This is a genomic window from Rhizobium fabae, assembly GCF_003985135.1.
Taxonomy (GTDB): domain Bacteria; phylum Pseudomonadota; class Alphaproteobacteria; order Rhizobiales; family Rhizobiaceae; genus Rhizobium; species Rhizobium pisi.
The window spans coordinates 405729-419478 of the sequence record NZ_ML133646.1 but is presented as its reverse complement, the minus strand read 5'-3'; the positions used below and the strand labels follow the sequence as shown (position 1 = coordinate 419478).

17 protein-coding genes and 1 tRNA gene are annotated in these 13750 nt (G+C 60.7%); 7 read left to right on the top strand and 11 right to left on the bottom strand.

Annotation, left to right across the window (positions count from 1 at the left end; translation table 11 throughout):
- Window positions 1-6: 6 nt before the first annotated feature.
- Together EFB14_RS05145 and EFB14_RS05140 are read left to right on the top strand one after the other, a co-directional pair.
- A complete protein-coding gene (locus EFB14_RS05145; protein ID WP_126823547.1) occupies window positions 7-519 on the top strand; it encodes a DUF934 domain-containing protein in 513 nt (170 codons plus the stop codon).
- A 39-nt stretch (window positions 520-558) separates the two neighbouring features.
- A complete protein-coding gene (locus tag EFB14_RS05140; RefSeq protein ID WP_126823292.1) occupies window positions 559-1770 on the top strand; it encodes a UbiH/UbiF family hydroxylase in 1212 nt (403 codons plus the stop codon).
- Here EFB14_RS05140 and EFB14_RS05135 read toward each other — a convergent pair.
- The 3 genes from EFB14_RS05135 to EFB14_RS05125 form a co-directional block, all read right to left on the bottom strand.
- Window positions 1738-2700 (bottom strand): AEC family transporter, encoded by a 963-nt coding sequence (locus EFB14_RS05135; protein WP_126823290.1) that lies wholly within the window; start codon window positions 2698-2700, stop codon window positions 1738-1740. The genes EFB14_RS05140 and EFB14_RS05135 overlap by 33 nt on opposite strands.
- A 170-nt stretch (window positions 2701-2870) precedes the next feature.
- On the bottom strand, window positions 2871-3806 hold the full coding sequence (locus tag EFB14_RS05130; protein WP_164737486.1) for an MBL fold metallo-hydrolase: 936 nt from the start codon (window positions 3804-3806) through the stop codon (window positions 2871-2873).
- A gap of 209 nt (window positions 3807-4015) precedes the next feature.
- Complete coding sequence (locus EFB14_RS05125) at window positions 4016-4765, bottom strand: cytochrome c biogenesis CcdA family protein (protein ID WP_126823288.1); 750 nt, start codon at window positions 4763-4765, stop codon at window positions 4016-4018.
- A 210-nt stretch (window positions 4766-4975) separates the two neighbouring features.
- Here EFB14_RS05125 and EFB14_RS05120 point away from each other — a divergent pair.
- Window positions 4976-5051: transfer RNA gene (locus EFB14_RS05120), tRNA-Lys, on the top strand.
- A gap of 106 nt (window positions 5052-5157) precedes the next feature.
- Here EFB14_RS05120 and EFB14_RS05115 read toward each other — a convergent pair.
- Window positions 5158-5340 (bottom strand): hypothetical protein, encoded by a 183-nt coding sequence (locus tag EFB14_RS05115; protein ID WP_126823286.1) that lies wholly within the window; start codon window positions 5338-5340, stop codon window positions 5158-5160.
- Between the two features lie 301 nt (window positions 5341-5641).
- Here EFB14_RS05115 and EFB14_RS05110 point away from each other — a divergent pair, with 301 nt between their 5' ends.
- On the top strand, window positions 5642-5926 hold the full coding sequence (locus EFB14_RS05110; protein ID WP_125844720.1) for a DUF982 domain-containing protein: 285 nt from the start codon (window positions 5642-5644) through the stop codon (window positions 5924-5926).
- A 148-nt stretch (window positions 5927-6074) separates the two neighbouring features.
- On the opposite strand, the gene EFB14_RS05105 is transcribed toward EFB14_RS05110, so the two are convergent.
- Window positions 6075-6902 carry a nickel-binding protein gene (locus EFB14_RS05105; RefSeq protein WP_126823284.1) on the bottom strand — a complete coding sequence of 276 codons (828 nt, stop codon included), beginning with the start codon at window positions 6900-6902 and terminating at the stop codon, window positions 6075-6077.
- A 492-nt stretch (window positions 6903-7394) separates the two neighbouring features.
- Here EFB14_RS05105 and EFB14_RS05100 point away from each other — a divergent pair, with 492 nt between their 5' ends.
- The 3 genes from EFB14_RS05100 to EFB14_RS05090 all read left to right on the top strand — a co-directional run bounded on the left by EFB14_RS05100 (window position 7395) and on the right by EFB14_RS05090 (window position 8213).
- A complete protein-coding gene (locus EFB14_RS05100) occupies window positions 7395-7652 on the top strand; it encodes a DUF982 domain-containing protein (protein ID WP_125845090.1) in 258 nt (85 codons plus the stop codon).
- 154 nt (window positions 7653-7806) lie between these two features.
- Window positions 7807-7977, top strand: coding sequence for a hypothetical protein (locus EFB14_RS05095; protein ID WP_164735986.1), 171 nt, complete (start codon window positions 7807-7809; stop codon window positions 7975-7977).
- Window positions 7977-8213 (top strand): hypothetical protein, encoded by a 237-nt coding sequence (locus EFB14_RS05090; RefSeq protein ID WP_126823282.1) that lies wholly within the window; start codon window positions 7977-7979, stop codon window positions 8211-8213. The genes EFB14_RS05095 and EFB14_RS05090 overlap by 1 nt, the downstream gene beginning before the upstream one ends.
- Before the next feature lie 60 nt (window positions 8214-8273).
- Here the strand turns inward: EFB14_RS05090 and EFB14_RS05085 are convergent, their stop codons facing one another.
- The 6 genes from EFB14_RS05085 to EFB14_RS05060 form a co-directional block, all read right to left on the bottom strand.
- Window positions 8274-8666: a RidA family protein gene (locus tag EFB14_RS05085; protein WP_126823280.1), complete on the bottom strand. Its 393-nt coding sequence runs from the start codon at window positions 8664-8666 to the stop codon at window positions 8274-8276.
- 85 nt (window positions 8667-8751) lie between these two features.
- A complete protein-coding gene (locus EFB14_RS05080; protein ID WP_126823278.1) occupies window positions 8752-9333 on the bottom strand; it encodes an NAD(P)H-dependent oxidoreductase in 582 nt (193 codons plus the stop codon).
- A complete protein-coding gene (locus tag EFB14_RS05075) occupies window positions 9330-10739 on the bottom strand; it encodes an FAD-binding oxidoreductase (RefSeq protein WP_126823276.1) in 1410 nt (469 codons plus the stop codon). The genes EFB14_RS05080 and EFB14_RS05075 overlap by 4 nt, the downstream gene beginning before the upstream one ends.
- A gap of 1 nt (window position 10740) precedes the next feature.
- Entirely contained in the window at window positions 10741-12054 is a 1314-nt protein-coding gene (locus EFB14_RS05070) for a cytosine deaminase (RefSeq protein ID WP_126823274.1), read from the bottom strand.
- Complete coding sequence (locus EFB14_RS05065; protein WP_126823272.1) at window positions 12054-12896, bottom strand: ABC transporter permease; 843 nt, start codon at window positions 12894-12896, stop codon at window positions 12054-12056. Before EFB14_RS05065 ends, EFB14_RS05070 begins: the two co-directional genes overlap by 1 nt.
- A complete protein-coding gene (locus EFB14_RS05060; protein WP_126823270.1) occupies window positions 12896-13720 on the bottom strand; it encodes an ABC transporter ATP-binding protein in 825 nt (274 codons plus the stop codon). Before EFB14_RS05060 ends, EFB14_RS05065 begins: the two co-directional genes overlap by 1 nt.
- Window positions 13721-13750: the final 30 nt, after the last annotated feature.

Sequence of the window (13750 nt, the reverse complement as noted above, 5' to 3'; positions counted from 1 at the left end):
GGGATGATGACGAAGATCTGGAGAGAAACCGGTTTTGTCGAAAACGATCCCTGGGTGATCGAAACCGACGAGGTGAAGGCGACCGAGGAGCAGAAGCCGCTGCTCAGTCTCGACGAACTGATCGCCAAGGCGGATGAAAGCAACGATGTCGGCCTCGGCGTGCTGATCAAGCCGGCCGACGATGTGCGTAAGCTGGAGCCCTATCTCTATCGCCTTGAGATCGTCGCCGTCGCCTTTCCGGCGTTCAACGATGGCCGCGCTTTCAGCCATGCCTCGCTGCTGCGCCAGCGCTTGGGCTACACCAACGAGCTGCGCGCTGTCGGCGACGTGCTGATCGATCAGGTTCCGCTGATGCTGCGCGTCGGCATCGACAGCTTTGCCGTCACCAACGCCACGGCGCTGAAGCGGCTTGCCGAAAACCGTCTTCCCGCGATTCCCCATCATTATCAGCCGGCGGTGCGTGACGCCGAAGCCGGCAAGGGCTATAGTTGGCGCCGTCAGGCGAAGCCGGCCGCATAAAGCGGCCGGTCCGCCCTTTTACGATGGCGGAACAGTAGCATGAAGACATTCGAAGTGGCGGTGATCGGTGGCGGTCTCGCCGGCATGATCGCCGCAATCGCGCTTGCCCGCGGCGGCCGCGATGTGGCGCTGGTGGCCCCGGTCGCTCCAAAGGAGGATCAGCGTACAACGGCGCTGATGGACCAGTCGATCCGCCTCCTTGACCGGCTGGCGCTCTGGGAAAAGCTCCGCCCCGCGACCGCTCCTCTGACCAGCATGCGCATCGTCGACGGCACCGACAGGCTGCTGCGCGCACCGACCACCACCTTCCGCGCGGCCGAGGTCGGCCTTAATGCCTTCGGCTATAATTTTCCCAACAAGGTGTTGATCGATATCCTCGAAGAGGCGGCAGCCGGCGAGGGCAATATCACCCGCTTCCCCGAAATGGCCGAATCGATCGAAATATCAAGCGAGGCCGTCTCGATTACGCTTGCCAACGGCGAGACGCTTTCGGCCGATTTTGCCGTCGGCGCCGATGGCCGCGGCTCGAAGCTGCGCGAAACATCCGGCATCGGCGTTCGCAACTGGTCCTACCCGCAATCGGCCATGGTGCTGAATTTCGCCCATTCGCTGCCGCATCAGAACATTTCGACGGAATTCCACACGAAACACGGCCCCTTCACGCAGGTGCCGCTGCCCGGAAATCGCTCCAGCCTGGTCTGGGTGCAGGACCCCACTGAGGCGACTTCCCGCATCGAATTGCCGCTTGCTGAACTCGGTGCGCTCGTCGAGGCGCGCATGCAGTCCATGCTAGGCAAGGTGAGCGTCGAAGAGGGCGTCCAGGTCTGGCCGCTCTCCGGCATGATGGCGCATCGCTTCGGCAAGGGGCGGATCGCGTTGATCGGTGAGGCCGCCCACATCTTCCCGCCGATCGGCGCGCAGGGCCTGAACCTCAGCCTGCGTGATGTCATGGCGCTGGCCGAAATCCTCTGCGACAGGGCGGAACTGCCGGTGCCGGCCGATGCCGGCGACAGCTTCGACCGCAGACGCCGCGCCGACATCATGACGCGCACGGCAAGTGTCGACCTTCTCAATCGCTCGCTGCTCTCGGATTTCCTGCCCGTGCAGATGCTGCGCGCCGCCGGCCTGCATATCCTCTCGGCCATACCGCCGCTGCGGGGCATCGTCATGCGTGAGGGCATCGAGCCGGGCCGGGGCTTGCGCGATATTCCGGCTGCCCTACGGGAAAAGCTGAAGCGGAAGAAAGCCTGAGCGGATCACGATCAGCCAGAGCGAAACGCTCATCACCGAAAGCACCGTCGTGATCAGGATCGTCGCAGAGGCGCGCTCCTGCCAGACGCCGTATTGCTGGCCGATGACGAAGACGTTTGTTGCCGTCGGCAAGCAGGCGAGCAGCACTGCGGCATGGATCCACACCGGCTCGAAACCGCCGACACCAGTCAACGCTATGAAGACCAGGATCGGATGCAGGATCAGCTTCGCCGGCACGATATATGAGATCTCAATCGGGACCCGCTTCAGCGGCCGGAGTGCCAGCGTCACGCCCATGGCAAAGAGCGCGCAGGGAGCGGCCGCTTGGGCGAGGTAGTCGACGAGGCGCTGAAACGCCGGCGGTTGGTCGATGTGCAAGGCGGCCACGGCAAAGCCCAGCGCCGTCGACAGGATGAAGGGATGCAGCGTGACCTTGCGCACGATGTCGGCGGCAAGCCGGCCGGCTGACCGCTTGTCGTCACCGGCCGCTGCCATCAGCGCCGGCGCCACGATGAAATGCAGCGCGTTCTCGAAGCAGATGATCAGCGCCACCGGCACGGCAGCCCTTTCGCCAAGCGCCAACAGCGCCAGACCCGGTCCCATATAGCCGATATTGCCGTAAGCGCCGGCAAAGGACTGGATGGTGCAATCGGCGAGTGAATTGCCCCGCAGGATGCGGCCGATAGCAAACAGCAGGATGAAGACCGCATAGGTCGCCGCGATATCGGTGACGATGAAATCGACGCGCGTCAACTCTTCGATCGGCGTGCGCGAGACGAGCTTGAAGAACAAGGCGGGCAGAGCGGCGTAGATGATGAAGGTGTTGAGCCACCCGAGCGCTTCGGCCGGCTGCTTGGTCGCCTTGGCGGCGATGTAACCGATCAGGATCAGGCCGAAGAACGGCAATAGCAGGCTGACGATATCGGCCAAGAGGTCTTCCAGTGCACGGGGATTACAGGCGGGTAAGGATCTGACTTAAAACAATTCCAGCAAAAGTGCACAGCGGTTTTGCTGGAATTGCGTGAAAACAAAGAGATAGAGCGTTTTCGTCAAAAGACGGAAACGCTCTAATTCCATTGAGGCGCCAACCCAACAAGCGGTCAGTAGTCCCAGAAGACCGGGACCCAACGAAAGGCGTCGCCGTCGACCGCGACATGGCCAACGGAAGGAAACGGCATATGAGTTGCCACCAGCAGTTCGCCGGTCGCCGCTAGTTCCCGCAGCAGACGGACCCGAACGCGTGCCGCCTCCTCGGGGTCGTGTTCGAAGCCGTTGAACCAGTCGGGGTGGTCGAACCCGACCGCGAACACGGCATCGCCCGCAAACATCAGACGGTCGTTGCCTGAGGCCACGCGGACCACGCTGTGCCCGGGGGTGTGGCCGCCGGTACGAGAGACGACCACGCCCGGCGCCACTTCATGCTCATCCTCGAACAGCTGCAGCTGGCTCCGGTATTCTTTACTGAACCGCTTGGCGGTCGCCCGCAGCGCGTCAGGAAAGCCCGCCGGCATCGAGACATGCGAGAAATCGGGCGCTTCCCAGAACTTGACCTCGGCCGCGGCCACATGGATCCGCAGCTCCGGATTCAGCTGTTCCTTCACCCCGTCGACGAGCAGCCCGCCAATGTGGTCCATGTGCAAATGCGTCAGCACGACGTCGGTCACGGATCCAAGATCGATGCCGGCGGCTTCCAGTCGCTTCATCAACTGCCCGGCCCGCGGCAAGTTCAAGTCCGGGTCCAGACCCAGCCCAGCGTCGATGAGTATGGTCTGCTTGCCGCTGCGCACCACGACCACGTTCAGCGCCCAGTCGAAGGCATCCTGCGGCAGGAACATGTCGCCCAGCCAGGCGGCCCGGGCGGCCGGGTCGGCGTTGTGGCCCAACATCGCAGTTGGGAGCGGTAGCACCCCATCGCTGACCACAAGCACCTTAATCTCGCCGATATTGAGCGCGTAGCGCGACGGAACCAACTCGTCGAGCCGAGGTTTTCCGGGGTGTGCGGCGTTTTCCAGGCTCATCTTTGTCTCAAGGTTCATGTTCGTCTCCTTCTGACCGCCGCCTTAAACGCGGCATCGACGACGCTACATGGAGGCGTGTTGGCGATCGATTGGGTCGAGGGATAAGGGCGAGTGGCCTCGATGGACAGGGCAAGCCATACCACGGCATAGGTCCGGCCTCTTTTACCGCAGGCGGCGTGCTGATGAACGCGGATGATCGAGCAATCGATCAGAGGCAGCGAATGCGACTAGCCGATCTGCATCAGAATCGGAAAGGTCTGCTGGAACCAGATCGCCACGTTGCTGATCCATCCGAACAGGAAGGCGAGGCCGGTAAGCACGAGGAAAACGCCCATCACCTTTTCCACCGTGCCGAGATGGCGGCGGAAGCGCGACAGGAACCGCATGAAGGCGCCGGAAAAACCAGCGGCGATCCAGAAGGGAATCGCAAGGCCGAGCGAATAGATGGCAAGCAGCCCCGCGCCGGAGCCGACCGTCTCGCGCGAAGCGGCAACACCCAGGATCGCGCCGAGCACCGGGCCGATGCAAGGCGTCCAGCCGAAGGCGAAGGCAAGGCCCATGACATAGGCGCCCGTCAGCGTCGCCGGCTTGCCGTTGCCCTGGAAGCGCGCCTCGCGAGCAAGCAGCCCGATTCGGAAGAGGCCGAGGAAATTCAGACCCATGACGATGATGATGAGCCCGCCGATCTTGGACAAGAGGTCGAGATGCTGGCGAAGCGCCATGCCGATGCTGGAAGCGCCGGCGCCGAGCGCCACGAAGACGGTGGCAAAGCCGAGTGTGAACAGCAGCGCGGAGAAAAAGACGCCGCGCCTGATGTCAGGTGCCACTGCAATCTCGCCGCCGCCGCGGAACTGCTCGACCGATATGCCGGCCATGTAGCAGAGATAGGGCGGGACGAGGGGAAGCACGCAGGGCGACAGGAAGGAAAGCGCCCCGGCAATCAGCGCGCTCCACAGGGAAATATCGGCAATCGACACGCATTCTCTCCGGCTGCAATCTGCGTCATGTTCCTAGCTTTCCAGGCCCGGGATTGCCAATCACCTTTTTGCGCTTGGCAGAAATGCGCTTTGTGCTCGCAAGAAATGTGCCGAACGTTTGGAAAAGACAAATTTTTCGGTTGACCGCAATGGGTCGCCTGCCTATGTTCCGCCCACTTCCAGCCGGGGTGCATCACACCCGCGGAGAGGGAGAGCGTAGCTCAGCCGGTAGAGCAACTGACTTTTAATCAGTAGGTCTCGGGTTCGAACCCCGACGCTCTCACCATATGCCTCAATAGATAAGTTCGAAATCCTTGGTGGCCTGCGCCGTCGAGCCGATGCCGACGTGGCCCGTTGCCGCGGGCCAAACGAATGTCGGACGTCTGGATCCTTCAATAACTGCACGAGCGGGCATTGCCGGGTCTGAAGCCGCCCGCGCATGCCGGGTTTATCGAAGTATCGCGCTGATATTGAAAATCTTCATTGTCGTGCCTTGCAGGCGACGTGCAGGCGGAGGTGATCATGGACGCACCGAGCAGTGCCCCGGCGGCTGCCAACGTGAGAAAACGGTTCATGTGAGCCTCTCCTTGAAAGGGTGGTGCGAGACCGTGGCATCGTAAGCCTACACGAAAACTTACGGCACGCGTTGATCACGCTCACTTGATCCGAAATGGCGGCGCGATCGATCAGTTCAGCTTACGACGCCTCCACCTCGAATAAGATTAATATCATTTCAATACTCTGATCGAGCTATTCTGTCGTTATGGAAGCGATTTCAGCAATGATGTGAGTCTGATATAGCCAATTTTTTGTTGAATGAATCGCGTTTTTTCAGTACAGTTATAGCATAAAAAGTATTATAAATGGGAGGATACTATGTCTGAAGCTCGGTTTGATCCGGTTTTTCTTCATAGGAGACATTTCATCGATCAGATCACATGTCTCGATGAAATCTTCGATGTCTTGGACGAATGGCCGGAGGACAAACGAGGCTTGGCATATGATACGCTGTTGAAGGCGTGCAGGGATACGGCAAGCGGGCGTTTCCCGCTCAGCGCAGCGCGCGAAAATTTCCGGCGTTTTCTGAAGATGTCGGGCGTGCTCGAGGGCGGCCCCAAATTCGATCGGGTGCTTAGCGATCAAAATATCGGCAATGCTTGAGGAAGGCGGCTTCCGAGCCAGCTGATGGCAGTGCCGTCATGCGCGGCCCGGAACCACTTTCGCACAGTTCGCATTTCACGATTGCCGCATGACGATACGTGTTGGTGGTTATTGTCGGCGACCAACCCGGCGTCGGTCTCGACTAGACTTAGCCGAGACCGGCGCCGGTCCAGTCGCATTGGAAGGCCAGCACGGGCTTTGAAAATCCCTTGAGCCGACGGCGCGTCGCATGGACAAATAGATCGGCGGCGCCGTATTCCCGGAAAATATTCTCCGAGACGAGGATCTGATCACCCGAGGCTGCCGCACAGAGACGCGCGGCAAGTTGTACGGTCGAGCCGAAGAGGTCGTTGCTGTCCTCGACCGGCTCGCCGCAGTCCAGTCCGATGCGGATATGGATGGGCTCGGCGTTTCCGCCGTTGTAATGCTTGAATTCCTTCTGAATCGCCATTGCGCATTCGACCGCGGCGGTCGTTTCGGCAAAAGCCGCCATGATCCCATCGCCGGTGTGCTTCACTTCGCGGCCTGAATTATGGCTGAGGCATCGGCGCACCACGGCGTCATGCGCCCGAACGAGTTCGGTCGCCATGCGGTCGCCGAGGCGCGATGTCATCTCGGTCGAGCCGACAATGTCGGTAAAGAGGATTGCCCGGTGGCCGGGATCCACTTGACCCAAGGATTGGCCGGGTGCTGGCTCAGGATCGTGAATTCGGCCGAGAAAAGCCTCGACGGCCGATAAGGCGACCTCGACGATCTCGTTGGCGACGAAGCCGTGGGCCTCGCGATGCACACACTGCGCGGTTTCCATGTCTGGTGCATCCACGAGACAAAAAGCGGTGCCACGCCGCTGGTCGAACCAATAGGTGAGGAATTTGACGCCGTAGCGATCCTGAATATCGAGGTCCATGCGATGCGCCTGGGCAACCTCGGCAGCTGACGTTCCCTCAAGATAGTGCCGGTCCATGAAGATGGGCATCGCACGCTCCTCCCGATCCGCCGCATATGGACGTGGCGCATTGTACGGTCTGAGCCCTGTTCCGTCCACCTCTGGCACAGTCGAGCACTAATATTGAACTGTTGGAGATGCTTGCGGCAAAGAAAATGGCGTCGAATGGCTCTGGGAAGAGCTTCTCATGTTCCGATGAAGTACATGCAGAATGCGACCTTGAGTGGGTCGATACATGATTGATACGTGCGTTGTTGCAAGCTCTGGGTGAAAGCCTGAATTTTAATCAGCAAGCCTCTACAGGCCATGGAACCTTCAGCATGTTGAAGGCGTTCCACGCATCGCCCATGCTTTATCGCGTATCGAAAGCGAGGGCCTACAGGGAATTGGAGTCATGTCTGCTGCTATCGCCGATCAAAACAAATCCCGCCAAACCTCGACGCTTCAACAGTGCTTCCCATCCGGCACGGAAATTGCAAAGATACTAACATGCTCACGGAAATTGGGAAAAGCTGTAGCAAAGTGAGACAGACGGCAAATTTTCGACCGGTCGGCTTGGCCTCCATAGGGCTCGCTCATTATGCCGTTATTAACTCTGTGTGGGATGCCGCGCGCACGCTTCTCCACGACTGGCCCGTCGATGACGGCGAGGAATATTTCGAAGCCGTAAAGGCGTGTCTCGATGCCATTATCGGCGATCTCCCTCCGGAGCACGTACGCGCCGTGTTCATCAGGGCGGCGCAAGAGGCCGGCATCGCCGTGATAGAAGCTGCGGGCTAATACCCGGTATATTCCCGGCGTCACTATCAAAACCTTCGGTTTGACGATCGAAACCTCGAGCTTGCCTGCCATTTTGCGCACAAGATCGTCACAGCACTTGACTTCCTCGGCCAAAGTTTTAATTTAGAACAAAACAGGAACATTGGAGATGATCATGACGCATACGGAACAGGTGATCGCCAACGCCCTAGCCCTCGTCGAAGCGTCCCGCGCGGCGCGCGAGCGGGATCAGTTGCGGCGCGCTGCCTGGCAGAAAAAGGTAGAACTCAGCCGGCCGCTACCGCCCTTGCCGCGCCCGGTTCAATTGCCGCTGGCGCTGAACTGATGCAGCCGGCAAAAACCTCGAAACCCGATCAGGTATCGCCTGATCAAGCTCGGTCCGATCAGGCATGGGAAGTCGAAGCCGTGCTCGCATGGCATGACGACAATGCCAGGGCGGCGATACGCTCGCTGCTCGACGACTGCAAACATCTGCGCCAGCAACTGGCGTTGGCGGAGAGGGCGATGAGCCGCGGCATGACCCGTGGGTGGACGCCGCGATATGAACGGGACGTTCTCTGAGCCACCGGCACGGTGGCGATGTCGACAGCAACTGACCGCGCATGTCGGCGTCCGGCTCGCTCAGCCAAACACCTTGGCGGCCGTGACCTCGACTTCCACGAGGAACTCGGGGCGGGTGAAGCCGCCGACGATGATCAGCGTCGAGGTCGGCTTCGGATCGAGGGTATAGCGATCTCGCACGGCCATATAGGCCGGGAAATCCTCGCGCTTGGTCACAAAACCGGAAATGCGGATGACGTCGGCGAAACTCATCTCCGCCTCGGCCAGAATTGCCTTGATTGCTTCGAAGCAAAGCTCTGCCTGCGCGCTGATATCCTCCGGCACCTTGTCGTCGAGACCGATGCCGAGCTGCCCTGAGGTCACGAGCAACGAGGCGCCCGCCGGCACCAGTAGCCCATGATTGTAATTTCCGAATGGGCGGCGGACAGATGAGGGATTGAGAATCGTCTTCATCGGCATTCCCTGCTTGAACGAGGATGCTTCGGTGGTCATTCCATCTGGTTCAATAACAGACAGATGCCGGTCGCGGTAAACGTCCTCAGAAACGCTCCATGGTGAACTTCACCTTCTCCAGAAACCGTGCCCGTGTTTCCTCAGTGCAATTGTTCATGTCGTAATGGGCAAGGAAGGTGACCGGCCGCAGCGGGTTGATCTGTGCTCTCAGCACGCGCTTGACGATCTTCTTTGGCGGATTGCCGGCGACGAAGGCGCGGAACGGCGTTGCGCCATAGGTCAGCACAGCGGCGAGCTTGCTGATATGGCGCAATCGCGATTCCACCTTGCCGTGGACCAGTTCGAAGGAGACACCTGGAAGCCAGACGCGATCGAAATAACCCTTCAATATGGCCGGAAAACCAAAATTCCATATCGGCGTGACCAGCACCAGCCCTTCGGCCTGTTTCAGCCGCTCAACATAGGGTTTCACCAGCGCGGTATTGCCGGGGTAATCGTGGTAGGCGAGCCGGTCGTGCCGGGAGAGCACGGGATCGAAATTCTCGGCGTAGAGGTCGCAGGCATCCACCTCGTGACCAGCCTTCTGCAAGCTTTCCAGCGTCTGTTTGTAGAGCGCCTTGCCGTAGCTTTCCTCGACCGGGTGCGAGTGCAGCACCAGAACCCTCATGAGGCCTCCATGACGCTCGCAAGGCCGGGGAAGAGATAGTTCTTACCGGCATCGAAGTCGAAGTCCGGATTCTCCCACGCGATCATCTTGCCGGGGTTCAACAGCCCCTTGGGGTCCGTCTCGTGCTTGAAGGCGAGTTGCACCTTGTCGGTGCGTTTCATGCCGCCTTCCTCCAGCGTATAGCGGTGTGGATTGAAGATCGGGCAGCCGTGATCCTGGTGGATCCTGATGATCTCCTCAAGGCGTTCCTCGGTGGTGTAGCGCACCAGTGGCAGGCCGGAGCACTGGATCTGCCCGTCGAACTTGATGAATTCGAGATGGCCGGGAACTTCGTCGCCGAAGATCTCCACCATCTTGGCAACCTTCGCCACATGATCCGGCCCCGGATACTGAACCTGCAGATAGGTGAAGCCGGGATCGACCTTCAGCGCGCGCAGCGTCGTATGGTTCCAGGCAAGCTCATAGGCATGCGGGATGCCTTTCATGCTCTCGACCTTGTCGGAGCGAAAGATGACCTCGCCCTTGTGGGCTGAGGTGAAGGCGAGGAAGGCATCCATCGAATGCGGCGCAATCATCAGCACCACAACCGATTGCCCCTTGCGGATATAGGGCTTGTGACGGGTGAAATATTCGTGCGGGATGGGTGCCGCGATCGGGGCGATCTCCTTGAGGAGGATGCCGTTGCACTTAGCGAGCGCGTCCGAGAAGCGCACCGAGGCCATGAAGTCGTCATAGCCGACGAGCACGTCGACCCAGTCATAGGCGGGCGCCAGTGGCATCTCGATTTCGGTGATGATGCCGTTGGTACCATAGGCATGGCTGACCTTTTGGAGGTCCCAGCCGGTGAGGTCGAGCACGCGAGGCTCGGCCTCCATGGTGACGACGCGCAGCCGCAAAATATTGCCGATATCGCGCAGGCCGCCCCAGGTGATCGAGCCGACGCCACCAGAGCCGCCGGCGATGAAGCCGCCGACGGTTGCCGTCTGCGCCGTCGAGGGATGGAAGCGCAGCTCCTGGCCGGAATGCGCCTTGGTCTGCTTGTCGAGCTGGGCAAGCACGATGCCCGGTTCGCAGACGACCCGGCCGGGATGGATCTCTTTGATCTTGTCCATGGCGGCAAGATTCAGCACGATGCCACCGGAAAGCGGCATGGCCTGGCCGTAATTGCCGGTGCCGGCGCCGCGCGGTGTCACCGGCACGCCATGGGCGAAGGCGACCTTCAGCGTCCGGATGACCTCTTCCTCGTTTTTCGGCGTGACGACGAGATCGGCCGTCACATTGTCGAGCTGCGCCTTCAGGACCGGCGAGTACCAGTAGAAATCCCGGCTCTTCTGGCGCACCAGCGCCGGATTGTCTTCGATGGCGATGCCTTCGAGTTCCTTTTTGATCGTCTGATAATCCGGCATGTCAGGCTCCAACGACGCTGTCGAGTTCACGATAGTCCGGCAGGCTGCGGTCGATCACCTTGCCGCGGCGAAGCACGACGCGGTCGGACTGCGGACGGGAAAGAAATTCGCTCCAGCGCCGGGCGCTGAAGAGCACGAGATCGGCAGCAGTGCCGACGGCGATGCGCCCCATGTCAGGCCGGCCGAGGATGTCGGCGGGCGAAGTGGTGACGACACGCGCGGCCGTATCCAGGGGATGGTCGAGATGCAGGATGCGGACCGCCTCGCGGAACACTTCGACGGGGTCGAGATCGCCATAGGCATAGAAGGGATCGCGTGTATTGTCGGAGGCAACGGCTGTCGCGACGCCGGCTGCCGCCAGTTCCTTGAAAAGCGTGACGCCGCGCCAGCGCGCCGTGCGGCCGGGATAGCGGTCCTGCAGATACATATTGCACATCGGCAGCGAGACGATGGAGATGCCCGCCTTTGCGACGAGTTCGACCGTGCGCTTTGCCCTCTCCTCGTCCTGCCGGGCAAGCGAGCAGCAATGGCCTGCCGTGACCTTGCCGTCGAACCGGTTGCGCAATACGGCTTCCGCGATCGCCTTCAGCGTCTCGGCCGTAGGGTCGTCGGTCTCGTCGACATGAAGGTCGACATCGAGCCCGTTGTCGGCCGCAGCTTTGAAAAGCGTGTCGAGCTGGCTGTCGAGATCGGGATTCATCCGGGTGACGCCGCCCATCAGCCCGCCCTTTTCGCGGACGACGGCGACGAGATCGGCGAAATAGGCCGTGTCCACCATGTCATCCATCGGGAAGAGCGCCACCGCTTGCAGCGCGATCCTGTCCTTCCAGACCTCGCGCATCTCGGCGAAGACCTCGAAGGAAATGCGGTGCTGGGGCGCCAGCGAATCCAGATGGGTGCGGATCAGGCTGGTGCCGTGCGCATAGGCCGAGCGCAGCGAGAATTCCATGCGTTTCCTGACATCGGCCGCCGACCAGTGGGCTTCGCGGTCCGCACGCACCGCTTCAAGCGCGCCCATGAAGGTGCCGTCCGGATTGGCGTTGCGCGGCCAGATATGACCCTTGTCCAGATGCGTATGCATATCGGCGAAGCAGGGCCAAACCATGCCGTCCTTGAGGTCGGACCTAGCGAATTCCACTGGCGCCTCGCCAGGTGGAAGTAGCGCCGAAACGATGCCGTCAGTGATGATGATATCGGCTTTGACGAGCCCTTCGGCGGCTAGCGCATCAAATCCGACGGCGGCGACGGCAGGCAGCGTCGCATTGCTCAGCACGAAGCGGCCGGCATTGGGCGGGGAAATGAAGGAATAGGACATCAGTTTTCCCGTTTCAGGCTGCTCTCATGCCAGCGATGCAGGCTCAGCCAGGAAATGAACGAGGTGACGGCGAAGATCGCCACACCGAGCAGGGAGAGCATCAATAGCGCGGCGAAGAGGCGCGGAATATTCAGCCGGTACTGTGCTTCGAGCAGCCGGAAGGCGAGGCCGGACCCGGCGCCCGCCGAGCCTGCCGCAAATTCCGCGACGACGGCGGCGATCAGCGCAAGGCCGCCGCCGATCCTCAGGCCGGTCATGAAATAGGGTTGGGCGGCAGGCAGTTTGAGAAAGAGCAGCGTCTGCCAGCGCGAGGCACCGTAGAGTTCGAACAGGTTGATCAGATTGTGATCGACGCTCTTCAGCCCCTGGACCATATTCGAAAGGATCGGGAAAAAAGCGACGAGGAAGGCGCAAATCAGCAGCGCCACCTGCGTCGAGGGCGCATAGATCAGGATCAGCGGCGAGATCGCCACGATCGGCGTCACCTGCAGGATGACGGCGAGCGGATAAAAGGCGAGTTCGATCCAGCGCGACTGCACGAGGAAGATCGCAAAGCCGACGCCGCCGACCAACGCCAGCATCAGCGACATGAAGGTGATCTTGGTGGTGACCCAAAGGGCAGGGGCAAGCGTGCCCCAGTCCGTTACGAAGGCGTTCGCCACGGCGACCGGGCCAGGCAGGATATAAGGCGGCACGCCGGATAGTTTCACATAGGCGGACCAAATCAGGATCAACAGGGCGATGACGAGGAAGGGGACGGCGATGCGCAACGCAAGATCGTGTCGCCTGGCGCTTGCGGCGCTCTGAGGGAGAGGCGGCGGCGTATCGGTTTCGTCACTCATCAATGATCCTCCGCCGAATTGATCGCCCCGATGAGCGAATGCGAGACCGTCTCGCAGGCTTTGCGGTATTCTTCCGAGGTGCGGTAATGCGCGTCCCGTTCCAGGCTGGTGGTCAGCGGAAGGTCCGCATGCACGCGCCCCGGCCTCGCCTTCATCACGACGATGCGGTTGGAGAGATAGGCGGATTCGAAGACTGAATGCGTGACGAAGATGACTGTAATGCCTGTTGTCTTCCAGAGCCGCAGCACGTCGTCGTTCAGCCTCTGGCGGGTGATCTCGTCGAGCGCCGCGAAAGGCTCATCCATCAGCAGAAGCTTCGGCTTCGTCACCAGCGCACGGGCAATCGAGACGCGCATCTTCATGCCGCCGGAAAGTTCACGCGGATAGGCCTTCGCAAAATCCTGGAGGCCGACGGTGCTCAGTACTTCCATGATCTGGTTATGCGCCGCCGCCTTCGAAATATGCCTGAGTCTCAGCGGCAGGTGGACGTTGTCGAACACGTTCTTCCAGGGCATAAGCGTCGGCTCCTGGAAGACGAAGCTGATATCCCCCTCCGGAAGGCCCCTCGAATTGATCCGCGAACTCGGCCAGTCGATCGCGCCGGACGTGACATCGCCGAGACCGGCGATGATGCGCAGTGCTGTCGACTTGCCGCAACCGGAGGGGCCGAGCAGGCTGATGAATTCACCGCTTTCGACGGTGAGCGACATGTTTGAAAGGGCCACGGTTCCGCTGGAGAAGACTTTCGAAACCGATTGCATGACAACAAGCGACCGCTTGCGCGTCTCTTTCGGGGATAGGGCCTGAGCTTCTGCTGGGAGCATTGCCTGTCTCGTTCATGCAGGGGATGTGAT